Raw genomic sequence first — 26,367 nt, 5'->3', positions numbered from 1 at the left:
GGCGACTGGAGGACAGATGACCGACGGAGTCGGGGTCCGGCACCGCGCAGCGGCCGGCCCCGGCCCGTCGCTGTCCAACGGCATCGGCGCCGCCGCCCGCGTGGAGCGGGCGGCGGCGCTCGACGTCTGGCTGACCGCGCTGATGCCGGCCGGGCTGACCGGGATCGCCCTGGTGGCGGTCGGCGGGCTCGGCCGACTGCAGTGCTCCCCGTACAGCGATCTCGACCTGGTGCTGCTGCACCGCGGGGTCGCCGGGATGGACGAACTCGCGGCCCGGATCTGGTACCCGATCTGGGACGCCCGGCTCGGGCTGGACCACTCCGTGCGTACCCTGCCGGAGGCGTTGTCCGTCGCCCACGACGACGTCAAGGTCGCGCTCGGCCTGCTCGACGCCCGGCACGTCGCCGGCGACCGGGAGCTCACCGCCGACCTGCAGGCCGCCGCGACCGACCAGTGGCGGCGCACCGCCGTACGGCAGTTGCCGGCGCTGCGCGAGGTCACCGAGTCCCGTTGGCGCACCCATGGTGAGCTGGCCTTCCTCCTCGAAGGCGACCTGAAGGAGGCCGCCGGCGGGCTGCGTGACGTCGGCATCCTGCGCGGCATCGCCCTTGCCGGCATCGCCGACAGCATGCGGCCGGCCGCCCGCGCCGCGCACCTGCGGCTGCTGGACACCCGCGACGCGCTGCACGTCGCCGTCGGCCGTCGGGTGGACCGGCTGGTCGCCCAGGAACGTGCCACCGTCGCCGGGTTGCTCGACCTGGACGACCCGGACACCCTGCTGCGCCGGGTCGCCTCCGACGCCCGCACCATCACCCACGCCCTCGACGACGCCTGGCGCAGCGCCGAGCGGTTGCGCTCGGGCCGCCGTCGGGGCGGCGGACCGCCGGTGCGCAGTCCGGTGGCCCGCGACGTCGTCGAACACGACGGCGAACTGGTCCTCGCCCGCACCGCGATCGGCGCCCGCCCGGATCCCAGCCTGTCGCTGCGGGTCGCGGCGGCCGCCGCCACCAGCCGGCTGCCGATCGCGCGGGCGACCTGCGAGTGGCTGGCGGCGTACTGCCCGCCGCTGCCGGCGCCGTGGCCGGAACCGGCCCGCGCCGCGCTGATCACCCTGCTCGGTGCCGGTCCCGGTCTCGTGCCCACCTGGGAAACCTGCGACCGGTACGGGCTGGTCGACGGCTGGCTGCCGGAGTGGCCCCGGATGCGCAGCCTGCCGCAGCACAATCCGGTGCACCGGTTCACCCTGGACCGGCACCTGGTGCAGGCGGCGCAGGAGGCGACCGCGTACACCCGGGAGGTGGACCGCCCGGACCTGCTGCTGCTCGGCGCGTTCCTGCACGACGTCGGCAAGGGCCTGCCCGGCGACCACAGCACCGTCGGCGCGCCGATCGCCGCCGGCATCGCCGCCCGGATCGGGCTGCCGCCGGCCGAGGTCGACCTGATCGACAAGCTGGTCCGGTTGCACCTGCTGCTGCCTGAGGTGGCCACCCGGCGTGACCTCAGCGACGCGGTGACCATCGCGCAGGTCGCCGAGGCGGTGGGCGACACCACCACGCTGAGCCTGCTGCACGGGCTGGCCCGGGCCGACGCGCAGGCCACCGGGCCGGCCGCCTGGTCGGACTGGAAGGGCCGGCTGATCGCCGAACTGGTCCGCCGGGTGCACACCGCACTGGACACCGGGGTGCTGCCGCAGCCGCCGCAACCGGACCCGGCGCTGGTCGCCGGCCCGTTGCCGGCCGTGCACATCGACGGTGACGACCGGGTCGCGGTGGCGGCCGCCGACCGGCACGGGCTGCTCGCCGCGGTCGCCGGCTGCCTGTCGCTGCACCGGCTCGACGTGCTGACCGCCGACGCCTCCACCGTCGACGGCCGGGCGTTGGTCGAGTTCCGGGTGCAGCCCCGCTACGGCAGCCCACCGGAGCGGATCGCGCTCGCCGCCGACCTGCGTCGGGCGGTCACCGGCGATGTCTCGGTCACCCAGCGGGTGCGTGGGCGGGCGATGGCGGCCCGTCGCTCCGGCGCCGACCCCAAGGTGGTCTGGCACCGGGAGGCGGCCACCGACGCGGTGGTGCTGGAGCTGCGGGCGGCCGACTCGGCCGGGTTGCTCTACCGGGTGACCAGCGCCCTGGACGAGGCCGGTGCCCAGGTGCGGGCCGCGCGGATCTCCACCCTCGGCGGTGACGTGGTGGACACCTTCTATCTGGTGGGTGGCTGGCCCGACGACGCCGAGCGGGACCGGTTGGCGGCCGCCGTGCTCGCAGCCGCCCGCTGATCCCCGCCCACCCCCACCCTCCCCATGATCGCGGCGATCTTGCACTCATCGCGAACTTTTGTCGGGATTGTCCGTCGATAAGTGCAAGATCGTCGTGATCATGGGGGCTGCCCGTAGTGGTGGAGCGGGCGGTGCGTACGGCGGTTAGGCTTGCGTGGTCGCCGGTGTCGAGCCCTCTGATGCCGCCGTGAACCTGACCTGCCGGATCAACGTACGGGATGTTGCGTCGTGTTTGACACTTTGAGTGATCGGCTGTCCGGGATCTTCGGCAAGCTCCGAGGCAAGGGGCGGCTCACCGACGCCGACATCGACGCCACCGCGCGGGAGATCCGGCTGGCGCTGCTCGAGGCCGACGTCGCGCTGCCGGTGGTGAAGTCCTTCATCACCCGGATCAAGGAACGGGCGCGCGGGTCGGAGGTGTCCCAGGCGCTCAACCCGGCCCAGCAGGTCATCAAGATCGTGCACGAGGAGCTGGTCGCGGTCCTCGGTGGCGAGCAGCGCCGGCTGCGGTTCGCCAAGCAGCCGCCGACGGTGATCATGCTGGCCGGTCTGCAGGGCTCCGGCAAGACCACGCTCGCCGGCAAGCTGTCCAGTTGGCTCAAGGCCCAGGGCCACCAGCCGCTGCTGGTCGCCGCCGACCTGCAGCGGCCCAACGCGGTCGGCCAGCTGCAGGTGCTCGGCGGCCGGGCCGGGGTCGAGGTCTTCGCCCCCGAGCCGGGCAACGGGGTCGGTGACCCGGTCGCGGTGGCGAAGGCGTCGCTGGAGCACGCCCGCCGGACCGCCCGCGACATCGTCATCGTCGACACCGCCGGCCGGCTCGGTATCGATGCCGAGATGATGGCCCAGGCGGCGGCGATCCGCGACGCGGTCGACCCCGACGAGGTCATCTTCGTCATCGACGCAATGGTCGGGCAGGACGCGGTACGCACCGCCGAGGCGTTCCGCGACGGCGTCGGGATCACCGGTGTGGTGCTGTCCAAGCTCGACGGCGACGCCCGTGGTGGTGCCGCGTTGTCGGTGCGGCAGGTGACCGGCGAGCCGATCCTGTTCGCCTCCACCGGGGAGAAGCTCAGCGACTTCGACGTCTTCCACCCGGACCGGATGGCGAGCCGGATCCTCGGCATGGGCGACGTGCTCACTCTGATCGAGCAGGCCGAGCAGGCCTTCGACGCCGATCAGAAGGAGAAGATGACCGCCAAGCTGATGGGCGGCGAGCAGTTCACCCTGGAGGACTTCCTCGACCAGCTCATCGCGGTGCGTCGGATGGGGCCGATCGCCAACGTGTTGGCGATGATGCCCGGAATGGGGCAGATGAAGGACCAGTTGGCCGAGGTCGACGACAAGCACTTCGACAAGGTCACCGCGATCATCCGGTCGATGACGCCGGGGGAGCGGACCAACCCGAAGATCATCAACGGTTCCCGACGGGCCCGGATCGCCAACGGCTCCGGGGTCACCGTGATGGATGTCAACCAGCTGCTCAACCGCTTCGCCGAGGCGCAGAAGATGATGAAGCAGATGGGCGGCATGATGGGTCTGCCAGGTGGCGGTCGGCGCAAGGCGACCAAGTCGCCGAAGAACAAGCGCAAGGGCACCAAGGGCGGCCGCGGCGGTGCCCGGCCGCGGGCCGGCGGTCAGCTGCCGGCCGGCTTCCCGGGCGGGATGCCGCAGCTGCCGCCGGGGCTGGATCCGAACGCGCTCGGCGGCGGCGGCGGTGGTCTGCCCCCCGGGTTCACCCTTCCCAAGATCGACTTCAACAAGCTGAACAAGCGTAAGGACGAGGACTGAGCACCGCCGTGACCGTGCCCGGCGCGCTGCACGTACGCGGCGTCGTGCTGCCCGAGGACCGCACCCGGGACCTGTGGCTGGTCGGTGACCGGGTGACGCTGACCCCGGTGCCCGGGGCGACGACCGTGGTCGACGGCGGGTTCATCCTGCCCGGACTGGTCGACGCCCACTGCCACATCGGCATCGCCCGGGGCGGAGCGCCGATCGGCTCCCTCGACGAGGCCCGTCAACTGGCGTACGTCGACCGGGACGCCGGTGTGCTGGCCATCCGCGACGCCGGATCGCCGTACCCGTATCCGCAGCTCGACGACGAACCGGAGCTGCCCCGGCTGGCCCGGGCCGGCCGGCACGTCGCGCCGCCCCGGCGCTATCTGCGCGACATCGGCGTCGAGGTGGCGGCGGCGGAGCTGGCCGACGCGGTCACCACCCAGGCCGCCGCCGGCAACGGCTGGGTCAAGCTGGTCGGTGACTGGATCGAACGCTCCACCGGCGACCTCGCCCCGGCCTGGGGCGCCGACGCGATGGCCGGGGCGATCGCCGCCGCCCATCGCGCCGGTGCCCGGGTGGCCGCGCACACCTTCGACGAGGCGGCGGTGGAGATCCTGGTCCGGGCCGGGGTCGACTCGGTGGAGCACGGCACCGGGTTGAGCCTCGACCTGATCGACGAGATGGCGCGGCGGCGGACCGCCCTGATCCCTACCATGATCAACATCGCCACGTTCGGTGGCATCGCCGACCGGGCCCGGGAGAAGTTCCCCCGGTACGCCGACCACATGCTCGCCCTGCGCGACGGCTTCCCCGACGTGGTCCGCGCCGCGTACGACGCCGGCGTACCGATCTTCGTCGGCACCGACGCCGGCGGCGGCATCGACCACGGCCGGGCCGCCGACGAGATGCTCGCCCTGCACACCCGGGCGGGGATGCCGGCCGAAGCGGTGCTGGCCGCCGCCAGCTGGGCCGCCCGCGGCTGGCTCGGCTTCCCCGGCCTGGTCGAAGGCGGGCTGGCCGACCTCGTCGCCTACCCCGCCGACCCCCGGACCGACCTGCGGGTGGTCCGCGCTCCGCACCGGATCGTCCTGCGCGGCCGGGTGCTGCGCTGACCCATCGGCCGGACCGTGCGCCGACCTGCGCGGCCGGGTGCTGTGCTGACCTGTCGGCCGGGTCCTGCGCTGACCCGTCACCGGCGGCGCATAGGATGTCCGGTCATGGCCCGCGTGCTCACACCTCGTGCGGAGGATTTTCCCCGCTGGTACCAGGATCTGATCGCCAAGGCGCAGCTCGCCGACAACGGCCCGGTGCGCGGCACCATGGTGATCCGGCCGGCCGGCTACGCCATCTGGGAGCGGATGCAGTCCGAGTTGGACAACCGGATCAAGGCGGCCGGGGCGGAGAACGCGTACTTCCCGCTGTTCATCCCGGAGAGCTACCTGCGCCGGGAGGCCGAGCACGTCGAAGGCTTCTCCCCGGAGCTGGCCGTGGTGACCCACGGTGGTGGCAAGCAGCTCGCCGAGCCGGTGGTGGTCCGGCCGACCAGCGAGACCGTCATCGGTGAGTTCATGGCCAAGTGGGTCGACTCGTACCGGGACCTGCCGCTGCTGCTCAACCAGTGGGCCAACGTGGTGCGCTGGGAGCTACGCCCCCGGGTGTTCCTGCGCACCAGCGAGTTCCTCTGGCAGGAGGGGCACACCGCGCACGCCGACTTCGCCGACGCCCGCGCCTACGCCCGGCGCATCCTGCACGAGGTGTACGAGAACTTCCTGGTCGAGGTGCTCGGCATCCCGGTGCTGGTGGGGCGCAAGACCGCCCGGGAGCGGTTCGCCGGCGCCACCAGCACGTACACCCTCGAAGGCATGATGGGCGACGGCAAGGCGCTGCAACTGGGCACCTCGCACGAGCTGGGTCAGAACTTCGCCCGCGCCTTCGACATCACCTACACCTCGGCCGAGCGCACCGTCGAGCACGCCTGGACCACGTCCTGGGGGGTCTCCACCCGGATGCTCGGTGGGCTGATCATGGTGCACGGCGACGACAACGGGCTGCGGGTGCCGCCCCGGCTGGCGCCGGTCCAGGCGTACGTGATGGTCGTCAAGGCCGGCGACGGGGTCACCGAGGCGGCGGTCACGCTGCGTGACGCCCTGCGCGACGCCGGACTGCGGGTCGGCCTGGACGACCGGGTCGACACCCCGTTCGGCCGCCGGGCCGTCGACGCCGAGCTCAAGGGCTATCCGGTACGGATCGAAGTGGGCCCCCGCGATCTGGCCGCCGGCAACGCGGTGCTGGTCCGGCGTACCGACGGGTCGAAGACCCCGGTGCCGATCGCCGACGTGGTCGGCGCGGTCCGCGCGGCGCTCGACGCCGACCAGCAGGCCCTGCACGACCAGGCGTTGGCGCTGCGGGAGTCGCGCACCGTCGAGGTCGACGATCTCGCCGACGGGATCGCCGCGGCGGCGACCGGCTGGGCCCGGGTGCCGTGGTCGAAGGTCGGCCCGGCCGGTGAGGCCGAGGCGAACGGTCAGGGCGTCACCGTACGGTGCCTGCTGCGCCCGGACGGCTCGGTCCCGGACAGCGACGACGAGCCGGACCTCACCGCGGTGCTGGCGCGCTCCTACTGACCGCCGGTGACGGCGGGCGGCCCGGGGGTCGCGCACCCGCCTGTGCCCGGACCGGTCCGGCGGGCCGGTCGTCGTCGTTGGTCAGGGTGAGCGAAGGAGCGAGATGCGGTTCACGCCAGGTCAGTTGATCATGCATCGGAACGTCCGGCGCGGTCGGCTCGGTTGGGTCCGACCCGCCCGCGTCGTCGCCGACGACGAGCGTGGCCTGCTGCTCTGGGTCGACCGGGGCACACCGGTGGCGAACGAGGTCGCCGACGACGGCCGGGGCATGCGGGCCATGCCGTTCACCGAGTGGATCACCCGCTCGTACCGGATCAAGCACGGCTGCTGGCTCGGCCCCCCGGTGCTGAAGTTCCTGCCGGCCGGCGCGGCCCACTCGGTCTGGTGGTTCCGCGACGACGCCGGACGGTTCCTCAACTGGTACGTCAACCTCGAGGAGCCCGGTGTGCGCTGGGCCGACGACGACCTCGCCGGCATCGACGTGGTGGACCAGGACCTGGACGTCGTGGTCCGCCCCGACCTGAGCTGGACGTGGAAGGACGAGGAGGAGTTCGTCGAGCGCCTCGCCTTCCCCGAGCACTACTGGGTCCTCGACGAGGCGGCGGTACGGGCCGAGGGCCGACGGGTGATCGCGATCGCCGAGGCCGGAGAGTTCCCGTTCGACGGCACCTGGTGCGACTTCCGCCCGGACCCCGGATGGCAGCCGCCGGCCGCGCTGCCACCCGGCTGGGACCGGCCACCGGTGGCCGGTGGGGGCGGGGCCCTCGGCGGGTAGCGGGGCGGTTCCGGCCGGCGGTCGACGCACCGGGGCCACCGGATGTGGCGATCCGCCGACCGTCTGGCAGAATGGCGTGTTGGTATCCGGTGCGTGTCCGGCGCCCTCTACCCGGGCACGTCATCCAGTCCACCCGAGCTGCCTCTGGCCCAACCCCACTGTGCCGGTCGGCGTTCACCCGCGCACCGCCCCAGAGGGCTGGTGAAGATCGCAACAGGAGCGAACACACCGTGGCCGTAAAGATCCGGCTTCTGCGGATGGGCAAGATCCGCAACCCGCAGTACCGCATCGTCGTCGCCGACTCGCGCACCAAGCGTGACGGGCGGGCGATCGAGTTCGTCGGGATCTACCACCCGAAGGAGCACCCGTCGCTGATCGAGGTGACCTCGGACCGGGTGCAGTACTGGCTCTCGGTCGGCGCGCAGCCGAGCGAGGCCGTCCAGCGTCTGCTGGAGAAGACCGGCGACTGGCAGAAGTTCAAGGGCCTGCCGGCGCCGCCGCCGCTGCTGGTCGCCCCGGAGCGGGCCGACCGGAAGGCCACCTACGAGGCCGAGGCGAAGGCCGCCGCAGGCGTCGCGGACACCCCGGCCAAGCCGGCCAAGAAGGCGGAGAAGAAGGCCGAGCCCAAGGCCGAGTCGAAGGCCGAACCCGCCGCCGAGGCGACCGCCACCGAGGAGCCGGCCGCTGCGGGCTCCGGTGAGCAGGCCTGAGATGGCCCTCCGGCCTGCGCTGGAGCACCTGGTCAAGGGGATCGTCACCCACCCGGACGACGTCCGGGTCCGGCTGGTCGATTCCCGTCGGGGCAAGCGCCTCGAAGTACGGGTGCACCCGGAGGACCTCGGCACCGTCATCGGCCGTGGCGGGCGGACCGCCAAGGCGCTGCGCCAGGTGATCGGCTCGGTCGGCGGCCGCGGGGTGCGCGTCGACATCGTCGACTCGTACTGATGCTGCTGATCGTCGGCCGGATCGGCCGTCCGCACGGCATCCGTGGCGAGGTCACCGTCGAGGTGCGTACCGACGAGCCGGAGCTCCGTTTCGCCGTCGGATCGGTGTTGACCACCGATTCGACGGCGGTGCGGCCGGTCGCCGCAGCCCCGCCGTCGGCCGATCCGTCGTCGGCGGCTGACGGGACGACGGCCGACGGAACGGTGGTTGACGGGTCGGTGCCGGATGCAGCGGTCCGCTTCGAGGTGCCCAGCCGGCTCACGATCGAGTCGGTGCGCTGGCATCAGGGCCGGCCGCTGGTGCGGTTCGCCGGGGTGGATGACCGCGACGTCGCCGAGGCCCTGCGGGGCGTCCTGCTCTGCGTCGACAGCGCCGAGGTCGACGACCCGGACGATCCGGATGAATTCCGCGACCACCAGCTGGTCGGTCTGACGGCGGTCGCACCGGACGGCCAGACCCTGGGGCAGGTGACCCGGATCGACCACGCGCCCGCGTCCGACCTGCTGGTCCTGCGCCGGCCGGACGGCCGGTCCGCGTTGGTGCCGTTCGTCCGCTCCATCGTGCCGGAGGTGGATCTGTCGGGCGGTCGGGTCGTCGTCGACGCCCCGGCGGGTCTGTTCGACCTGTGACCGGGCGACGGACAGGTGACCGTGACATCGACCGCTGACTCAGGCCCGGCTTCGCCGCCGCCGGCGCGGCAGGTGGACGTCGTCACGATCTTTCCGGACTACCTCGCCCCGTTGGACTTGTCGCTCATCGGGCGGGCCCGGCGGGCGGGGCTGCTCGACGTGCGGGTGCACGACCTGCGCCGGTGGACCCACGACGTGCACCGTACGGTGGACGACACGCCGTACGGCGGCGGCGCCGGAATGGTGATGCGGCCCGAACCGTGGGGCGCGGCCCTGGACGAGCTGGCCGGGGCGGACCAGCCACCGGCCCGCCTGGTGGTACCGACCCCGGTCGGTGAGCGGTTCGACCAGGCGTTGGCCCAGCGGCTGGCCGCCGAGCCCCGGCTGATCTTCGCGTGCGGCCGCTACGAGGGCATCGACCAGCGGGTGATCGACCACGCGGCGGACCGGATGCCGGTGAGCGAGGTGTCGCTCGGTGATTTCGTGCTCTTCGGCGGCGAGGTCGCGGTCCTGGCGGTCCTGGAGGCGGTGACCCGACTGATCCCGGGGGTGCTCGGCAACGCCGGGTCCCTCGACGAGGAGTCGTTCACGGCCGGGTTGCTGGAGGCGCCGGTGTACACCAAGCCGGCCAACTGGCGTGGGTACGACGTACCCGAGGTGCTGCGCTCCGGCGACCATGGCCGGATCGCCCGTTGGCGACGCGACCAGGGCCTGCTGCGGACGGCGGCCAGACGGCCGGACCTGATCACGGAGCTGTCACCCGATAGTTTCGACAAAAACGACATTACGCTGTTGCGGACGGCCGGATTTCAAGTACCGACCGGGGATATGGCAGAGTAGTGGGGTTGCCGCAGCCGGGCACGCGCGTCCGGCTGCGAGGATCCTGACCGTGTGGAGCGCAGTCGCGGTCCGCCCAGGATCAGAATCATCCATCCGCGCACCGGGAGCCGGTGCGCCTTGAGTAGCCCAAGGATGCAGCGATGAACACGCTGGACGCTCTTGACGCCCAGTCGCAGCGGACCGACCTCCCGGACTTCCGCGCCGGTGACACGCTCAAGGTGCACGCCCGGGTCGTCGAAGGGAACCGGTCCCGGGTCCAGGTCTTCCAGGGCGTGGTGATCCGTCGCCAGGGGGCGGGCCTGCGGGAGACCTTCACCATCCGCAAGGTCAGCTTCGGTGTCGGGGTCGAGCGGACCTACCCGGTCAACAGCCCGGCCATCGACCGGATCGAGATGGTGACCCGTGGTGACGTACGTCGAGCCAAGCTCTACTACCTCCGGGACCTGCGCGGCAAGGCCGCCAAGATCAAGGAAAAGCGGGAGAAGCAGGTCAGCTGAGCCTGTTCGTCCCGGTTCCCGATTCCAGGACTGCCGCTGCGGCCTTCGGCCAACTACCCTTGCGGTAGTGACCGATGAGCAGCGCTACACCCGTGGCAGCCGCTGCGGCGGCGGTAGTCGACCGAGCTACCGCCTGTGGCGCCTGACGAGAGGCGCCGTGGGCGGTAGCGCCGTGTCTCGGGACCGGGGAGATGCGTAGCGTGGATCCGAACGAAGAGCTCGACCCCTGGCGGCGCACCTCCTCCGCTGGTGGCGCACCGCGAAGTCGACGGGAGGCCCGGACCGGCTCCGGTTCGGCGGTACGCCCACGGGCCCGTCGGCCCAGTCGGTCCACCATGCAGATGGTGCAGCGTCGCCGTCGGCAGATGCCGCTGTGGCAGGAACTGCCGCTGCTGCTCGTCGTGGCCTTCTGCCTGGCGGTGCTGATCCGCTCCTTCCTGCTGCAGGCCTTCTTCATCCCCTCCGGGTCGATGGAGGACACCCTGCTCGTCGGCGACCGGGTGCTGGTCAACAAGGTCGTCTACGACGTACGGGACCCGGTTCGTGGCGAGGTCGTCGTCTTCCGGGGCACCAACAACTGGGTCCCGGAGAACGTCGAGGACCCCAACCTGGGGTTCACCGCCAAACTCGGCCGGACGATCGGCGACCTGATCGGGCTCGGCCGACCCGGTGAGAAGGACTTCATCAAGCGGGTCATCGGGGTTCCGGGCGACCGCATCCGCTGCTGCGACGACCAGGGCCGGCTGACCGTCAACGGTCAGCCCCTGGACGAGTCGGCGTACGTGCTGGAGGACTCCCCACTCGACGTACCCCCCAACCCGGGGGAGTGCCGGTCCCGCCAGTTCGGCGAGATCGTCGTCGAGCCGGGGCACCTCTTCGTGATGGGTGACCACCGGCTGGTCTCGCAGGATTCCCGCTGCCAGGGGTCGGTACCGATCGAGAACGTCATCGGCCGGGCCTTCGTCATCGTCTGGCCGCAGGGCCGCTGGGACGGCCTGTCGGTGCCGGAGACCTTCGCCGACCTGCCACCGTCCACGGCGACCCCCGCTGCGGTGGAGCGTCCGGAGAACGTACCGGACACATCGGGTGACCTGGTGGTGGTGCTGCCCGTGCTGATTCCGCTACTCGCCGCTTCAGGCTCCGTGCGGTCGTTGCCGGCCAGACGTCGTAGGCTCCGGTTGTGATCGACGAGCAGACCGAGAAGAAGCCCAATTCCTTCTGGCGTGAACTACCGATCCTGTTGGGTGTGGCGGTCCTCGTCGCAGTCCTGGTCCGGGCGTTCGTCCTGCAGACCTTCTACATCCCGTCCCCGTCGATGGAACACACCCTCGACATCAACGACCGGGTGCTGGTCAACAAGGTCGTCTACCACTTCCGCTCACCCGACCGCGGCGAGATCGTCGTGTTCCGGGCGCCGCCGGAGTGGAGCAGCAACCCGGACGGCGAGGACTTCATCAAGCGCGTCATCGGCGTCGGTGGCGACCGGGTGCAGTGCTGCGACCCGGAGGAACGTCTGATCATCAACGGCGAGCCGCTCGACGAGCCGTACATCTTCTCCGAAGGTGGCATTCAGGACCCGGCGGCGGTCGGGCCCTTCGACATCACCGTGCCGGCGGGGCGGCTCTGGGTGATGGGCGACCACCGGTCCGCCTCCGGCGACTCGCTGGAGCACTGGGACCGTACCGGCAACATCGACGTCGCCACCATCCCGGAGGACGACGTGGTCGGGCGGGCCTTCACGATCTTCTGGCCGGTCGGCCGGGCGACCTGGCTGACCGTACCGGAGCCGTTCGACAGCGTCCCGGAGCCGTGACCGGGGCCGTCGGTGAATGTCCGGCGGGTCTCCTACTCTGGACGGGTGACGTACCCGCACCCGCCGACGGGCCCGGCGCTGCCGGCCACCCCGGCGCACGCGGTGGTGCGCGACCGTCAGGGTGCCCGCGTGCTGGTGATCGACGCGGCGCACCGGGTGCTCCTGCTGCGCGGGCACGATCCGGCGCGGCCGCACCATCGCTACTGGTTCACCCCCGGCGGTGGTCTGGACCCTGGTGAGGAACCCGCCGACGGCGCCGTCCGTGAGCTGGCCGAGGAGATCGGCCTTCGGGTCGCGGCGAGCGCGTTGGGAGCGCCGGTCTGGCAGGAGACCGTCGAGTTCCCCTTCGACGGGCAGTGGTACCGCCAGCGGCAGCAGTTCTTCCTGCTGCGGGTACCGGCCTGGCGGGTCGACACCAGCGGCTTCGACGAACTTGAGCGGCGTACCATCGACACCCATCGCTGGTGGAGCGAAGGCGAGCTCGCCGCGACGTCCGAGCGGGTCTACCCGCCGGAGCTGTTGACGGTGCTGCGGCGACTGCCGGACAGGAGTGATTCGTGCTGACTCCACCGCGGACCGTGGTCCGCCGCGACGCCGGCCTGTACGCGCTGGAGCGTGCCCTGCAGCGGCGCGGCTTCGCGCACGTCGCCGGTGCCGACGAGGCCGGGCGCGGTGCCTGCGCCGGCCCGCTGGTCGCGGCGGCGGTGGTGCTGGCACCCGGTCGGCGCGGCGAGATCGCCGGCCTGGCCGACTCCAAGTTGCTCACCGCTGCGGCCCGGGAACGGGTCTACGCGGCGGTCGTCGCGCAGGCGGTGGCGTACCAGGTGGTCGTCATCGGGGCGGACGAGATCGACGGACGCGGTCTGCACGTGTGCAACCTCGCGGCGATGCGGCGCGCCCTGGCCGGGCTGTCGGTGGCACCGGAGTACGTGCTCACCGACGGATTCGGCGTCGACGGACTCGGCGTGCCGGGTCTGGCGGTCTGGAAGGGCGACCGGGTGTCGGCCTGCGTGGCGGCGGCCAGCGTGCTGGCGAAGGTGACCCGGGACCGGCTGATGGTCCAGCTCGACGCCGAGTTCCCCGGGTACGGGTTCGCCGAGCACAAGGGCTACGCCACCGCCGATCATCAGGCCGCGCTGGACCGGCACGGTCCGTGCGTCGAGCACCGCTTCTCGTACGTCAACGTCGCCGCTGCCTCCGGTCGGTCCGGCCGCCCGCCCCGGGCCCGGCGACCGGTGCCCGACATCGGCATCCGTGAGCCGATGGGGCGGATGGACCCGGCACGCGGTACCGTCGGCGTGGCGTTGGACGAGCAGCTTCGCCAACCGGCGCTACTGGGGGAAGATGTGGTCATGGAAGGCGGATGGCGATGAGCGCCGAGGATCTCGAAAAGTACGAGACAGAGATGGAGCTGCAGCTCTACCGGGAGTACCGCGACATCGTCCGCCAGTTTTCGTACGTCGTCGAGACCGAGCGCCGCTTCTACCTGGCGAATCAGGTCGACCTGCACGTACGCAACTCTGACGGCGAGGTGTACTTCGAGGTGGAGATGCACGACGCCTGGGTGTGGGACATGTACCGCCCTGCACGCTTCGTGAAAAATGTCCGAGTTATGACGTTCAAAGACGTGAATGTCGAAGAGTTGGACAAGCCGGAGATATCACTACCCGCAGATTCTGGATTCAGCGGCTGATCCGAGCTCGCCGCACACCGGCCCGGCGTCTTTAGCAGAATTCTGCCGCAGGCGTCGTCCTTTCCCCATCCGGCCTGTCATCCACAGGTAGCCGGTGCCGCGCGTTGCCCGGTAGGCCAGGTCGGCGGCAGCCTGCCGGAATGAGAACCGTCGTCGCGGCGGCGTTGATCGCCGCCTCCCTCGCCGCCGTACCACCCGCCGGCATGCCGCCCACCCTGGAGACCGTGGTCGCGGGGAACCCGACCACCGCAGAGCGGTTCCGGTTGCCGCTGGACGGGCCGCCCCTGGTCAGCCGGCGATTCGATCCGCCATCGCTGCCCTGGGGCCGCGGGCATCGTGGCGTCGACCTGCAGGCCACCGTACCGGGCGTCACCGTGTACGCCGCCGGTGCCGGCACGGTCAGCCACGCCGGCCGGATCGTCGACCGGGGCGTGGTGAGCATCAGCCACCCCGGCGGGTTCCGGACCACCTACGAGCCGGTCGACACCCGACTGCCCGTCGGCGCGACCGTCGTCGCCGGCACCCCGATCGGCGTACTCGCCGACGGGCACCCTGGCTGCCCGGCCAGCGCCTGTCTGCACTGGGGCCTGCGGCAGCACGACGGCGGCTACCTCGATCCGCTGCTGCTGCTCGGCGACGGACGTACCCGGCTGCTGCCCACCCACGGATAGCGGCGGCGGCGTCCACGGCAAACGTCAACCGGCCCGGCGCAGCACCCCCGGCAGCCCCTCGGCGAGCCGGTCGTACTCGGCGGCCTGGTTGTAGACCTGGGCACAGATCCGCAGCCAGGCACGCCCCGACCACCAGCTCACCAACACCTCGGTGGCCAACTCGTCGGCGATACGCTGCCGCAGCCGGGTTGCCTGCGCCGTACCGTCGACCGGCGCACCGGGCAACGGGACGAGCCGCATCGCCAGCGCGGCGGCACCGGGCTGGTCGGCATCCGGCTGCGGCAACTGCTCCTCGGGTACCCCCAACGCGTCGGCCACCACCCGCTGGCCGTAGCCGACCAGGGCGGCGTTGTGCTGGCGTACCCTGTCCACCCCCAGGCTGCGCAGTGTGTACAGGCCGACCGGTGCCGCGAGCCAGGCGGTGTAGTCCCGGGTGCCCTGCCACTCGACCCGCTGTGGGAACCCGCTGTCCTGTTCCCAGGAGACACCGAGCGGCTCCAGCCGGGCCCGCCAGGACGGTCGGACAACCAGCAGCGCCGTCGCTCGCGGCGCGAACGCCCACTTGTGCAGGTTGCCCACCCAGAAATCGGCACCGATCCGGTCCACTTCGACCGGCAGCATCCCCGGTACGTGTGCCGCGTCGACCAGGACCGGCACCCCCGCGTCGCGGGCCGCCGCGACGAGGCCGGCGACCGGCATCAGCCGCGCGGTCGCGGAGGTGACCTGATCCACCACCAGCAGCCGGGTACGTCCGGGGCGCAGCGCCGCGCGCACCGCCTCGACGACCTCGGCGGCCGAAGCGGCCAACGGCAGGTCGACGACCCGCCGGGCGGCCCCGGTCAGGCGGCACTCCCGGTCGACGGAGAGGGCGACCGCGCCGTACCCGTGGTTGGTCAGCAGCACCTCGTCGCCAGCGGCCAGCCGTAGCGTGCGCAGCACCATCGCGGTCGCGACGGTCACGTTGTCGACCAGTGCCGCGTTGTCCGGATCGGCACCGAGGAAAGCGGCCAGGTGCCGGCGGGTGTGCGCGAGCCGGTCCAGCAGTCCCTGCGTCAGGAAGCGGTGCGGGTTGGCCTCCATCTCGTCGCGCAGCCGCTGCTGGGTCCGCTGCACGGTCACCGGCACCGCGCCGAACGCGCCGTGGTTGAGATAGGCGGTCGCCGGGTCGAGGGAGAACAGCATCCGTGCGCCGGGCAGCGGTACGGGTGGTGCCGAGCCACCGATCATCCTGCCGATCCTAGGGCGCGCCGGCACGGCGGCGACCTCACGCCCGTGGATGTGCCTGCCGGTAGGCCTGCCGTAGCCGTTCGACCGATACGTGTGTGTAGAGCTGGGTGCTCGACAGCGCGGCGTGACCCAGCAGCTCCTGCACCGACCGCAGGTCGGCGCCGCCCTCCAACAGGTGCGTCGCCGCCGAATGACGCAACCCGTGCGGGGTGGTCCGGGGCAGGCCCGCCGCATGTGCCGCCGCCGCGACGATCCGGCGGGCCACCGCGGTCTGCAACCGGCCGCCTTTCGCCCCCAGCAGCAGTGCGTCGCCGGACCGGGGGCCGACCAGCTCGGGCCGGGCGTGCCGCAGCCAGTCGCGCAGCGCCGCCTCGGCCGGCTCGCCGTACGGCACCGTGCGCTCCCGGCCGCCCTTGCCGAGCACCCGTACGATCCGCCGACCCTGGTCGACGTCGGAGACGTCTAGTCCGCACAGTTCACTGACCCGAGCACCGGTGGCGTAGAGCAGTTCCAACACCAGCCGGTCGCGCACGGGTAGCGGGTCGGCGGCGCCGTCGGCCGTCGGCATCAGCTGCTCCGCCTGGTCGGTGCGGAGCACGGCCGGCAACCGCCGGTGCGGTTTCGGGCTGGCCAGGGCGGCACCCGGGTCGGTGGCGACGAGACCGGCGCGGTGCGCCCAGGCGCTGAAGGTCCGGGCGGTGGCGGCCCGCCGGGCCAACGTGGCCCGTGCCGCGCCCACCGTGCGCTGGCGGGCCAGCCAGCTGCGCAGCACCGTCAGGTCCAGCCCGGCCGGTGTCCGTACGCCCATCCGGGTGGCATGGTCGAGCAGGGACACGACGTCGGCGACGTAGGCCCGGACGGTGTGCGCGGAGCGGTTGTCGACCAGGGCGAGATGCCGGGCGAACGAGTCCACCGCGTCGCGCATCCCGGCCGGGAGTGTGGCATGCCGCTCGGCGGTACCCCGCCTGCCGTCCCTGCCCATGCGCCGACCGTGGCCGCCGACAGCCGGCCGGTCAAGGCACCACGCCGTCTGTTTCATGCCCGCTTCGGCGGCGGCAACCGGTAACGCCCGTCGGCGCCGGCCAGCAGCCCTCTGGTCTGCAGTTCGGTGACCGCCCGCATCGTGGAGCGGATGTCGACTCCGGCTCGCCCAGCCAGATCGTCGAGGTCGATCCAGCCCCGACCGGGCACGGCCTCCAGGACCCGGGCCGACCGGGGGTCGAGCGCGTCGCGTGGACGTTGCGGCCCGCGCGGCGGCGGGGCCAGGTCGACGCCGATCCGGCCGATCTCCTCCTGTACGTGGGCCACCCCGGCGACGAGCCGGGCCTGTGGGTGGTCCCGCAGGATCTCGTGGCAGCCGACCGACACCGCCGAGGTGATCGGACCCGGCACCACCATCGCGGCCCGGCCGAGCGCCAGCGCCCGCCGGATCGTCTGCGCCGCGCCGCTACGGGCACCGGCCTCGACGACGACGGTGCCGGCCGTGGCCGCAGCGATCAGCCGGTTGCGGGTGAGGAACCGGTGGCGCAGTGGTTCGGCACCCGGCAGCCACTCGCTGATCAGCAGGCCGGTCTCGGCGATCTGATCGAACATCGCCGCGTTGCCGGCCGGGTAGGGTCGGTCGATTCCGCAGGCGAGCACCGCGACGGTCGGTCCGCCAGCGGCCAGCGCTCCCCGGTGGGCGCAGGCGTCGATGCCGTACGCCCCACCGGAGACGATCGTCCAGTCGCGGGTGGCCAGGCCGTGGCTGAATTCGCCGCCGACGTGCCGGCCGTAGTCGGTGGGGGCGCGGGTGCCGACCACCGCGACCGATCTGGCCAGTGCCGCGTCGACCGCCAGCGGCCCTCGGACCCAGAGCGCCAGCGGCGGCGCGCCCTGGCGGACCCCTGGACCGTCGGCGGTCGTGGCGCGGGTGCCGTGGCGGGTCAGCCGACGCAGGTCCTCGATCTGTCGGGGCCACTCGGTGGTCTCCGGGGTGACCAGCCGGCCGCCAACCCGGTCGGCCCGGTCGACGGCAGCCGTCGCCACCTCGATCGGGTCGGCGGTCGCCAACCGTGCCGCAGCCGAGGCCCGGGCAGCCTCGCCGAGCTCCCGTCCGGCACACAGCCGGGCGAGCGCCTCGACGGGACCGACCTCGGCCACCAACTGGTGGACGGCCTCGTTGCCGGGTTCGGCGAGCCAGGTCAACGCGACCCGGGCGAGTTGTGCCTCGGTCGGGCCGGCTCCGGTCGCCGGGGCCAGGCTCTGTGGGTCGTGCGTCGATGGCATCACAGGTCCCCCGTCCGTAGTTGGATCGCTTCACCGACGTCGGCGCCGTCTGGCCGTGGCCGCTCGTCGAGGTCGGCGATCGACCAGGCGAGCCGCAGGACACGGTCGTAGCCGCGGGCGGAGATCGCACCGACGTCCAGTCGGTGCCGGAGTTCGGCGGTGTGCGTCGCCGGTAGCCGCCAGGGCGGCTGGCGCAGCGCCGGACCGGGCACCATGGCGTTGCACCGCCAGCCGTGTCCGGACCAGCGCCGAGCAGCGGCCGCCCGGGCGGTGGCGACCCGGGCCGCCACCGACGAGGACGTCTCCGACGTGGCGGCGGTCGAGGTGAGCTCGGCGGCGCGTAACGGCGGCAGCGTCACCTGCAGGTCGACCCGGTCCAGCAGCGGCCCGGACAGTCTGCTGCGGTAGCGGCGGCGGACCGTCGGCGGGCATTCGCAGTACTGGTCCCCGGCGGGCTTGGCGCAGGGGCAGGGATTGGCGGCCAGGACCAGCTGGCAGCGGGCCGGATACTCGGTGACCCCGCGCGAGCGGGTGATCAGCACCCGACCTTTCTCCAGCGGTTGCCGCAACGATTCCAGGGCCCGGGTGGTGAACTCGGCGGCCTCGTCGAGAAAGAGAACCCCGTGATGGGCCAGGGAGACCGCGCCGGGCCGGGCGAGTCCGGTGCCGCCGCCGACCAGCGACGCGACGGTCGCGGAATGATGTGGGGCCTGGAACGGCGGCCGGCGTAGCAGCGGCCCACCGGGCGGCAGGACACCGGCGATCGAGTGCAGCGCGGAGACCTCCAGGGCGGCATCGTCGTCGAGCGGCGGCAGCAGGCCGGGCAGCCGCTCCGCCAGCATGGTCTTGCCTGCTCCGGGCGGACCCAACAGGGCGATGTGGTGGCCGCCGGCGGCGGCGATCTCCAGGGCACGCTTGCCGAGCGCCTGGCCGGAGACATCGGCGAGATCCGGCACGGCGGGCTCGGCAGCCGGTGCCGTGGCCGGCGGATCCAGTAGCGGACCCTCGCCTCTGATGTAGGCGATCAGCCGGTGCAGGGTGTCGACGGCACGCACCCGTACCCCGGGAACCGCCGCCGCCTCGGCGGCGTTCGTCGTCGGAACGACGACCTGGGTGACGCCGCTGCGGGCTGCCGCCGCCACCATCGGCAGGATTCCGCGCACCGGTCGTACGGTCCCGTCGAGGCCGAGCTCGCCCAGGAGGGCGACACCGTCGACCGGGGCGAGCGGCAACTCCCCGGTGCCGCCGAGCAGCGCGGTGGCGATGGCCAGGTCGAACCCGGAACCGATCTTGGGCAGGGTGGCGGGCAGCAGGTTGACGGTGATCCGCCGGTTCGGCCAGCTCTGGCCGGAGTTGACGACCGCAGCGCGGACCCGGTCGCGTGCCTCGTGCAGGGTGGTGTCGGGTAGACCGGAGATGATGACGGCGGGCAGCCCGGCGGCGAGGTCGGCCTCGACCTCCACCAGGTGTCCGGTCACCCCGACCAGCCCGACGCACAGGACCTTCGCGTAACTCATCCGCCAACGGTGGCTGTCCGGCGCGGTCCGTGCGGGTCGTTGTGCCGCCGGCTGTGGACAACTGTCGACCCTGTGGACGGTCCGGCGATCTTCCCCGACATGTGGTACGGCGGACCTGCCCGTGCCACTCTCAGAACGCTGCGGGAACATGATCCACCTGGGCCGAGCCGGAGCGGCCGACGCGTACCGCGACGAGGTCGAAACGCACCTCGCGGCGTCGGTTGTCGGGGTGCGCGGCGAGCCATGCGGCGGCCAGCCGGCGAATGCGGCCGGCCTTGACGGGCGTGACCGCCTCCGCCGGCGTGCCGAACCGGTCGCCGCGTCGGGTCTTCACCTCGCAGAACACCACCGTGTCACCGTCCCGGGCGATGATGTCGATCTCGCCGGTCGGGCAGCGCCAGTTGCGGTCGACGATGACGAGCCCGGCGTCGGCCAGGAACCGGACGGCGCAGCGCTCGCCGTACCGACCGATGGTTTGTCTGCTTGTGGTCATGCCCCGGACGATGGCTGCGGACCGGGGCCGGCGTCGGCGGTCGACGCCGCCGGTGTGGACAGCGGGGCCGCCTGTGGACAACGGCGCCGGCACCGGACCGATGTGCTAACCCGTGCCCGTTCGTCTGGGCGCCGACCGGTGTGATCAGCGCCCGTTCGTCTGGGCGCCGACCGGTGTGATCAGCGCCCGTTCGTCTGGGCGCCGACCGGCGTGATCTGCGCCGACGCGGGGTCGTCGGAGGTGCGGGCGCGACGGGGGTCCGGGTGGCGCGGGTGGTACGGGTGGCATACGGTGCCTGACCGTGGACCCGAACGCACACCAGTCGGAGGACGCCGACCCCCGGTGGTACTCCGAGCGCACCTACGTCGACCAGTCCTGGCAGTCGAGCACCCCGGATCGGTACCCGGTGGCATCGCGCGACGGCACCGGTCCGGCCGCCGAGCCGACCACCGACCGCTTCGGCGAGGACCCGCTGGGTCTCGGCGGACGGTACGGCGAGTCCGGCCGTCGGGCGGCGCCGGAGTCCGGTCGTCGGGCTGCCCCCGAGCCCGGCCGCCGCGCGGCCGTCGAGCCGTCCTCGGCGCCGCCGTACGGCATGCCGGTGGTCTCCGCGCCGCCGTTCGCGCCGCCGGGCTCGACCTCGCCCACGCCGTTCGCCCCGGCGGGTGCGTCGCCGCGTCCACCGTTCGCCGCACCCGTGTCGGCGGCACCGTTCGCCGAGCCGGCCAGCGGGCCGCCGGGGACGTCGGGCGGGTCCCGGGCTTCGGACCCTGCGGTGGAACCGGGGCTCGGGGCCGGTCCGGGGCCGGTCGCGGAGACCGGCCGGGGCGGCGAGCCGCGCGGGTCGGTCGACGTGCCGACCGGACCGATGCCGCCGGTGACCCCACGGCCGCCGGCCGAGCCGCCGCCACCCGCCGGTGAGTACGGCCGCCGTCCGCCGTCCGGTGGCCTGATCGGCGACGGTGTGTACCGCAGCCGGCGGCCCGCGCAGGCGATCTTCTACGCCGTACTGGTGATGATCCTCGAGGTGCCGGCGTTGCGGTTGTTGCTCGACGGCGCGTTGGCGGAGCCGGCCGGCCCCGGTGCGGTGGTCGCCGGTACGGCGCTGATGCTGGGCCTGCCCGCCTTCGGACTCGGCATGTTCGGGTTGACCACGGGTGCGACGAAGGTGGGGGATCCTGTCGAGGCATGGCTTCGTCCGCCCACCGCGTACCTGCTGGTCGGTCTGTTCCTGTTCCTGGTGGCCGGGCTGGCCGGCTGAGTTACCGGACGAGCTGGTGGCGGCTCTGCCGGCTGAGCGACGGACCTGGTGGCGGGCTCTGCCGGCTGGCGTCGCGACCCCTGGTGGTCGCTGGTGGTCCGGGCTGGCGGGGTCCGCGCACGGTGCAGGGCGTACACTCGAACACTGGCGACCGCCCTGTGCGGTCGACCTCGCGTGCCCTTCTCCCCGGCGGTTGCCGTGGGGGCGACGGTTCCCTGGTCCTGATCTCTCAGGCCCATCATGACCGCCGACCGGGCACCAGGACGCTGGCCGCCCGGCCGGCGTGACAACCAGGGACAACAGGGAGAAACCCACCATGGCCGTCGTGACCATGCGTCAGCTGCTGGAAAGTGGTGTTCACTTCGGGCACCAGACCCGGCGCTGGAACCCGAAGATGAAGCGCTTCATCTTCACCGAGCGCAACGGTATCTACATCATCGACCTGCGCCAGACCCTCGACTACATCGAGAAGGCGTACGTCTTCGTGCGGGACACCGTCGCCGACGGTGGCAACATCCTCTTCGTCGGCACCAAGAAGCAGGCGCAGGAGGCGATCGCCGAGCAGGCGACCCGGGTCGGTCAGCCGTACGTCAACCACCGGTGGCTCGGCGGCATGCTGACCAACTTCCAGACGGTGTACAAGCGGCTGCAGCGGATGAAGGAGCTGGAGGCGCTCGACCTGACCGGCACCGCGCAGGGTTACACCAAGAAGGAGACCCTGCAGCTGTCACGGGAGAAGGACAAGCTCAGCCGTACGCTCGGTGGTCTGCGGGACATGCAGAAGGTGCCGGCGGCGATCTGGGTCGTCGACACCAAGAAGGAGCACATCGCCGTCGACGAGGCCCGCAAGCTGGGCATTCCGGTCATCGCGGTGCTCGACACCAACTGTGACCCGGACGAGGTCGACTTCCCGATCCCGGGCAACGACGACGCGATCCGGTCGGCCGAGCTGCTCACCCGGGTCGTGGCGGCCGCCGTCGCCGACGGCCTGATCGCCCGGTCGGGCAAGTCGCGCGGTGCCGAGGACAAGCCGGAGCCGGGTGCCGTCGCCACCGACGAGCCGCTGCCCGAGTGGGAGCGTGAGCTGCTCGAAGGCCCGGCCAACAAGGAGAACGAGCCCGCTCCCGCCGCTCCTGCTCCCGCCACTGCCGCTGCGGAATGACGACCACCCAAGCCGACTGACGAGATCGAAGAGAGAGTCATGTCCAACTTCACCGCCGCGGACGTCAAGAAGCTCCGCGACCTCACCGGCGCCGGCATGATGGACTGCAAGAAGGCGCTGCAGGAGGCCGAGGGCGACGTCGACAAGGCCGTCGAGATCCTGCGGATCAAGGGTGCCAAGGACGTCGGCAAGCGGGCCGGGCGTACCGCCGCCAACGGCCTGGTGGCCCACGCCGGGTCGGCCCTGCTGGAGCTCAACTGCGAGACCGACTTCGTCGCCAAGAACACCGACTTCATCGAGTTCGCCCAGCTCCTCGTCGAGCACGGTGAGCAGATCAAGGCGACCGACGCCGAATCGCTGCTCGGCTCCACCCTGGCCGACGGTCGGTCGGTGGCCGACGCCGTACAGGAGCAGTCGGCCAAGATCGGCGAGAAGCTGGTGCTCAACCGGTTCGCCCGCCTCGACGGCACCATCGCGGTCTACCTGCACCGTAAGGCGCAGGACCTGCCGCCGCAGGTCGGTGTGCTGGTCGGGTACGCCGGTAAGACCGACGAGGCCGCCGACGCCGACGCCCGGGGTGTGGCGATGCAGATCGCCGCGATGCGGCCGCGCTTCCTCACCCGCGACGAGGTGCCCGCCGAGACCGTGGAGTCGGAGCGGCGGATCGCCGAGCAGACGGCCCGCGAGGAGGGCAAGCCGGAAGCGGCGATGCCCAAGATCATCGAGGGCCGGGTGAACGCCTTCTTCAAGGACTTCGTCCTGTTGGAGCAGGCCTCGGTCGCCGACAACAAGAAGACCGTCAAGCAGGTCGTCGCCGAGGCAGGCATCGACCTCACCGGCTTCGTCCGGTTCGAGGTCGGGCAGGCCTGAGCCACGGCGGTGGTCGTCGGCCCGCCGGGTCACGGCGCAGGTACGGCGACCACCCGCCAGGACCGGTAGCACGATCGACGCAGGAGGCCGTTGGTGTACGTGACAGGCACCACGGCCTCCTCGTTCCGTAGGGTGGGCTCAGCTAGGGAAGGGCGGGTCGGATGACGCAGGCAACGAGTGGGAGCCCGCTCGCGGCGGACGACCCCACGGCACCGCCGCCGGGGCGTTCCCGGCGGGTGGTGCTGAAGCTGTCCGGTGAGGTCTTCGGCGGTGGGGCGATCGGCGTCGACCCGGACGTCGTCCAGGACATCGCCCGGCAGATCGCGACCGTCTCCCGGCTGGGGGTCCAGGTCTCGGTGGTGGTCGGCGGCGGCAACTTCTTCCGCGGCGCGGAGTTGCAGAAACGCGGCATGGACCGGGCCCGTGCCGACTACATGGGCATGCTCGGCACGGTGATGAACTGTCTCGCGCTGCAGGACTTCCTGGAGAAGGAAGGCGTGGAGACGCGGGTGCAGAGCGCGATCACGATGGCCCAGGTCGCCGAACCGTACATTCCGCTGCGGGCGATCCGGCACCTGGAGAAGGGCCGGGTGGTCATCTTCGGTGCCGGCGCCGGGATGCCGTACTTCTCCACCGACACGGTCTCCGCCCAGCGGGCGCTGGAGATTCACGCCGACGTCGTCCTGATGAGCAAGAACGGGGTGGACGGGGTGTACACCGCGGATCCGCGGACCGATCCCACTGCCCGCAAGCTGGACACCGTGACCTTCGCCGAGGCGCTGCGACGTGGTCTGCGGGTCGCCGACGCCGCCGCCTTCAGCCTCTGCATGGACAACGACCTGCCGATGCTGGTCTTCGGTGCGCAGGGCGACGACACGATCGTGCGCGCGGTCGCCGGGGAACGCATCGGTACCTTGATCACGACCTGACCGACCGGTCCGCCCCCACGGGCTGTGCCGACCGGCGGTACGCAGTAGGACAGGGAGCCAGAAGGAGGCGACGGAACAGGTGATCGAGGAGACTCTGCTCGAAGCGGAGGAGAAGATGGAGCGTGCGGTCGAGCACGCCAAGGAGGATCTGGGCGCGATCCGTACCGGTCGGGCCACTCCGGCCATGTTCTCCCGGATCGTGCTCGACTACTACGGAACCCCGACGCCGATCACCCAGATGGCGTCCGTCGCGGTGCCGGAGCCGCGAATGGCGATCATCAAGCCGTACGACATGTCGCAGCTCGCCGCGATGGAGAAGGCGATCCGGGACTCGGACCTGGGCGTGAACCCGAACAACGAGGGTAACCAGCTGCGGATCCTGCTGCCGCAGATGACCGAGGACCGTCGCCGGGACATGATCAAGGTGGCCCGGGGCAAGGGCGAGGACGCCAAGGTGGCGATCCGTAACGTCCGGCGCAAGGGCAAGGAAGAGCTGGACCGCATCGTCAAGGACGGCGAAGCCGGCGAGGACGATGGACGCCGTGCCGAGAAGGAGCTGGACGATCTGACCCACCGGTACGTCTCCAGCGTCGACGAACTGGTCAAGCACAAGGAAACCGAGCTGCTCGAGGTCTGATGTCCTATCCCGAGACCGCCGGCGGCGACCACCCGGATGCGCGAACTCGGGCGCGGCGCCCCGGTGCCGCGCCCGACTCGTCGGCACGCCAGGTGCGCAACGGCCATCCGGCGGTCGAGTGGACCGATCCGTACGGCAGGCCCGCCGGTCCGTACACCGGCACCGGCGAGCTACCGCACGCCGGACCGTACATCGGCACCGGGGTCGGCTACGTGGCCGACCACCGGTCCGGCGGCGGGTCGTTCAACGGTACGCAGACCGCCGGGCACGACGGCCCGCGCTCCGGTGGGCACGACAGGTGGCCGCCGGACCCGTCGTCCGGCCAGTGGCCGCCGAGTGAGCCGCCGCCACCTGGGCCGTGGTCCGACGAGCCGGTGCCGTTCGAGGACAGACCTGCCACCGAGGGGCCGGCGCCGTCCGACGGCGAGCCGGAGTTGGGATCGGCGGCCCGGCGACGGGCCGGGGTCCGACGTCGCCGGGCCGGTCGCTCGACGCCGACCCGTCAGCCACGGCCCGGTGCCGACGGTGTCGGCGAGCCCGCCCCGGCCGGCTCGACGGCTCAGCCGGCCACGCCTCCCGGCCCGGGTACACCGGAGCCGAGCCGGGCCGGGCGCAACCTTCCGGCGGCCATCGGTGTCGGGGTCGGCCTGGGAGCGCTGGTTCTCGCCTCGTTGTTCGTCTGGCGGCCTGCCTTCCTCGCGGTCGTCGTGGCCGCGGTCAGCCTCGGCACCTGGGAGATGACCCGGGCGGTACGCGGTAGCGGTGCCCGACCGCCCCTGCCGCCGTTGCTCGCCGGCGGCGTGCTGATGGCGGTGCTCGCCTGGCAGGTCGGGCCGGACGCGTTGGCCCTCGGGCTGCTGCTGACGATCCTGGCCATGCTGGTCTGGCGGCTCGGCGACGGACCACCGGGCTTCCAGCGGGACGCCGCCACGGCCACCCTGATCGCGGTCTACGTGCCGTTTCTCGGCGGGTTCGCCGGGTTGCTCGCCAGTCGTCCCGACGGCGATCTGCGGATCCTGGTCACGCTCGCGGCGGTGATCCTGTCCGACACCGGCGGGTACGCCGCCGGGGTGTTCTTCGGCCGGCACCGGATGGCCCCGACGATCAGCCCGAAGAAGTCCTGGGAGGGCTTCGCCGGTTCGGTGGCCGCCGCTGCCGCCGGTTCCGCCGTACTGCTCTATCTGCTGCTCGACGTGATGCCCCTGTGGGGTGCCCTGTTCGGGGTGGCGGTGTCGATCGCGGCGGTCCTGGGTGATCTCGGCGAATCGATGATCAAACGGGATCTCGGGGTCAAGGACATGAGCAACCTGTTGCCCGGACACGGCGGGTTGATGGACCGGCTGGACTCGATCCTGCTGGCACTGCCGGTCTCGTATCTCGTGTTGACCTTGATCGTGCCGGCCGGCTGACGAGCACCGCCGGCCCGATCGCCGGGCCGTCGCCGCGCTGGCTGAGGCGCCGAGTCCGG

Annotated in this window: 27 protein-coding genes; 22 read left to right on the top strand and 5 right to left on the bottom strand. The window is 72.2% G+C overall.

Annotated elements, in window-relative coordinates:
* Positions 1–16 precede the first annotated feature (16 nt).
* The 16 genes from ACN28F_RS06810 (at position 17) to ACN28F_RS06735 (ending at position 14,535) form a co-directional block, all read left to right on the top strand.
* Positions 17–2,272, top strand: coding sequence for a [protein-PII] uridylyltransferase (locus ACN28F_RS06810; RefSeq protein ID WP_421357242.1), 2,256 nt, complete (start codon positions 17–19; stop codon positions 2,270–2,272).
* 228 nt (positions 2,273–2,500) lie between these two features.
* Positions 2,501–4,060: a signal recognition particle protein gene (gene ffh / locus ACN28F_RS06805; protein ID WP_289207222.1), complete on the top strand. Its 1,560-nt coding sequence runs from the start codon at positions 2,501–2,503 to the stop codon at positions 4,058–4,060.
* 14 nt (positions 4,061–4,074) lie between these two features.
* Positions 4,075–5,160 carry an amidohydrolase family protein gene (locus ACN28F_RS06800; protein ID WP_421361294.1) on the top strand — a complete coding sequence of 362 codons (1,086 nt, stop codon included), beginning with the start codon at positions 4,075–4,077 and terminating at the stop codon, positions 5,158–5,160.
* A 105-nt stretch (positions 5,161–5,265) separates the two neighbouring features.
* Positions 5,266–6,672, top strand: coding sequence for a proline--tRNA ligase (gene proS / locus ACN28F_RS06795; RefSeq protein ID WP_289207221.1), 1,407 nt, complete (start codon positions 5,266–5,268; stop codon positions 6,670–6,672).
* 103 nt (positions 6,673–6,775) lie between these two features.
* A complete protein-coding gene (locus tag ACN28F_RS06790; RefSeq protein WP_421357241.1) occupies positions 6,776–7,447 on the top strand; it encodes a DUF402 domain-containing protein in 672 nt (223 codons plus the stop codon).
* Positions 7,448–7,677: 230 nt separating this feature from the next.
* Positions 7,678–8,157 carry a 30S ribosomal protein S16 gene (rpsP, locus tag ACN28F_RS06785; RefSeq protein ID WP_289207219.1) on the top strand — a complete coding sequence of 160 codons (480 nt, stop codon included), beginning with the start codon at positions 7,678–7,680 and terminating at the stop codon, positions 8,155–8,157.
* On the top strand, positions 8,132–8,392 hold the full coding sequence (locus ACN28F_RS06780; RefSeq protein ID WP_282229644.1) for an RNA-binding protein: 261 nt from the start codon (positions 8,132–8,134) through the stop codon (positions 8,390–8,392). The genes rpsP and ACN28F_RS06780 overlap by 26 nt, the downstream gene beginning before the upstream one ends.
* A 2-nt stretch (positions 8,393–8,394) precedes the next feature.
* A complete protein-coding gene (gene rimM, locus ACN28F_RS06775) occupies positions 8,395–9,021 on the top strand; it encodes a ribosome maturation factor RimM (RefSeq protein ID WP_289211050.1) in 627 nt (208 codons plus the stop codon).
* A gap of 21 nt (positions 9,022–9,042) precedes the next feature.
* The gene (gene trmD / locus ACN28F_RS06770; protein ID WP_289207218.1) at positions 9,043–9,861 is read left to right on the top strand and encodes a tRNA (guanosine(37)-N1)-methyltransferase TrmD; all 819 of its coding nucleotides are present in this window, start codon (positions 9,043–9,045) and stop codon (positions 9,859–9,861) included.
* Between the two features lie 140 nt (positions 9,862–10,001).
* A complete protein-coding gene (gene rplS, locus ACN28F_RS06765) occupies positions 10,002–10,358 on the top strand; it encodes a 50S ribosomal protein L19 (protein WP_289207217.1) in 357 nt (118 codons plus the stop codon).
* Between the two features lie 335 nt (positions 10,359–10,693).
* On the top strand, positions 10,694–11,542 hold the full coding sequence (lepB, locus tag ACN28F_RS06760) for a signal peptidase I (RefSeq protein WP_421361292.1): 849 nt from the start codon (positions 10,694–10,696) through the stop codon (positions 11,540–11,542).
* On the top strand, positions 11,539–12,171 hold the full coding sequence (lepB, locus tag ACN28F_RS06755; protein ID WP_289207216.1) for a signal peptidase I: 633 nt from the start codon (positions 11,539–11,541) through the stop codon (positions 12,169–12,171). Before lepB (ACN28F_RS06760) ends, lepB (ACN28F_RS06755) begins: the two co-directional genes overlap by 4 nt.
* Before the next feature lie 45 nt (positions 12,172–12,216).
* On the top strand, positions 12,217–12,735 hold the full coding sequence (locus ACN28F_RS06750) for an NUDIX hydrolase (protein WP_421357240.1): 519 nt from the start codon (positions 12,217–12,219) through the stop codon (positions 12,733–12,735).
* Positions 12,729–13,544: a ribonuclease HII gene (locus ACN28F_RS06745; RefSeq protein WP_421357239.1), complete on the top strand. Its 816-nt coding sequence runs from the start codon at positions 12,729–12,731 to the stop codon at positions 13,542–13,544. Before ACN28F_RS06750 ends, ACN28F_RS06745 begins: the two co-directional genes overlap by 7 nt.
* The gene (locus ACN28F_RS06740; RefSeq protein ID WP_123604412.1) at positions 13,541–13,864 is read left to right on the top strand and encodes a DUF2469 domain-containing protein; all 324 of its coding nucleotides are present in this window, start codon (positions 13,541–13,543) and stop codon (positions 13,862–13,864) included. The genes ACN28F_RS06745 and ACN28F_RS06740 overlap by 4 nt, the downstream gene beginning before the upstream one ends.
* A gap of 140 nt (positions 13,865–14,004) precedes the next feature.
* Complete coding sequence (locus ACN28F_RS06735) at positions 14,005–14,535, top strand: peptidoglycan DD-metalloendopeptidase family protein (RefSeq protein ID WP_289207214.1); 531 nt, start codon at positions 14,005–14,007, stop codon at positions 14,533–14,535.
* 24 nt (positions 14,536–14,559) lie between these two features.
* Here the strand turns inward: ACN28F_RS06735 and ACN28F_RS06730 are convergent, their stop codons facing one another.
* The 5 genes from ACN28F_RS06730 to ACN28F_RS06710 form a co-directional block, all read right to left on the bottom strand.
* Complete coding sequence (locus ACN28F_RS06730; RefSeq protein ID WP_289207213.1) at positions 14,560–15,762, bottom strand: aminotransferase class V-fold PLP-dependent enzyme; 1,203 nt, start codon at positions 15,760–15,762, stop codon at positions 14,560–14,562.
* A gap of 37 nt (positions 15,763–15,799) precedes the next feature.
* Entirely contained in the window at positions 15,800–16,744 is a 945-nt protein-coding gene (locus tag ACN28F_RS06725) for a tyrosine recombinase XerC (RefSeq protein ID WP_421357238.1), read from the bottom strand.
* A 53-nt stretch (positions 16,745–16,797) separates the two neighbouring features.
* On the bottom strand, positions 16,798–18,030 hold the full coding sequence (dprA, locus tag ACN28F_RS06720) for a DNA-processing protein DprA (protein WP_289207211.1): 1,233 nt from the start codon (positions 18,028–18,030) through the stop codon (positions 16,798–16,800).
* On the bottom strand, positions 18,030–19,547 hold the full coding sequence (locus tag ACN28F_RS06715) for a YifB family Mg chelatase-like AAA ATPase (protein WP_421357237.1): 1,518 nt from the start codon (positions 19,545–19,547) through the stop codon (positions 18,030–18,032). The genes dprA and ACN28F_RS06715 overlap by 1 nt, the downstream gene beginning before the upstream one ends.
* A 130-nt stretch (positions 19,548–19,677) precedes the next feature.
* Complete coding sequence (locus ACN28F_RS06710) at positions 19,678–20,040, bottom strand: YraN family protein (RefSeq protein ID WP_289207209.1); 363 nt, start codon at positions 20,038–20,040, stop codon at positions 19,678–19,680.
* 301 nt (positions 20,041–20,341) lie between these two features.
* On the opposite strand from ACN28F_RS06710, the gene ACN28F_RS06705 reads away from it, so the two are divergent.
* The 6 genes from ACN28F_RS06705 (at position 20,342) to ACN28F_RS06680 (ending at position 26,308) form a co-directional block, all read left to right on the top strand.
* Complete coding sequence (locus ACN28F_RS06705; RefSeq protein ID WP_289207208.1) at positions 20,342–21,301, top strand: hypothetical protein; 960 nt, start codon at positions 20,342–20,344, stop codon at positions 21,299–21,301.
* Positions 21,302–21,617: 316 nt separating this feature from the next.
* Positions 21,618–22,463 carry a 30S ribosomal protein S2 gene (gene rpsB, locus ACN28F_RS06700; protein ID WP_289207207.1) on the top strand — a complete coding sequence of 282 codons (846 nt, stop codon included), beginning with the start codon at positions 21,618–21,620 and terminating at the stop codon, positions 22,461–22,463.
* A gap of 39 nt (positions 22,464–22,502) precedes the next feature.
* Positions 22,503–23,333: a translation elongation factor Ts gene (gene tsf / locus ACN28F_RS06695; RefSeq protein WP_289207206.1), complete on the top strand. Its 831-nt coding sequence runs from the start codon at positions 22,503–22,505 to the stop codon at positions 23,331–23,333.
* 161 nt (positions 23,334–23,494) lie between these two features.
* The gene (pyrH, locus tag ACN28F_RS06690; RefSeq protein WP_289207205.1) at positions 23,495–24,262 is read left to right on the top strand and encodes a UMP kinase; all 768 of its coding nucleotides are present in this window, start codon (positions 23,495–23,497) and stop codon (positions 24,260–24,262) included.
* 79 nt (positions 24,263–24,341) lie between these two features.
* Positions 24,342–24,899, top strand: a complete 558-nt coding sequence (frr, locus tag ACN28F_RS06685) for a ribosome recycling factor (RefSeq protein ID WP_289207204.1) — start codon at positions 24,342–24,344, stop codon at positions 24,897–24,899.
* A complete protein-coding gene (locus ACN28F_RS06680; RefSeq protein WP_421357236.1) occupies positions 24,899–26,308 on the top strand; it encodes a phosphatidate cytidylyltransferase in 1,410 nt (469 codons plus the stop codon). The genes frr and ACN28F_RS06680 overlap by 1 nt, the downstream gene beginning before the upstream one ends.
* Positions 26,309–26,367: the final 59 nt, after the last annotated feature.

It is taken from the genome of Solwaraspora sp. WMMA2101, assembly GCF_049179175.1.
Lineage (GTDB): Bacteria > Actinomycetota > Actinomycetes > Mycobacteriales > Micromonosporaceae > Micromonospora_E.
Note: the sequence above shows the minus strand (reverse complement) of the source record. Positions and strands in the feature narration are given on the sequence as shown.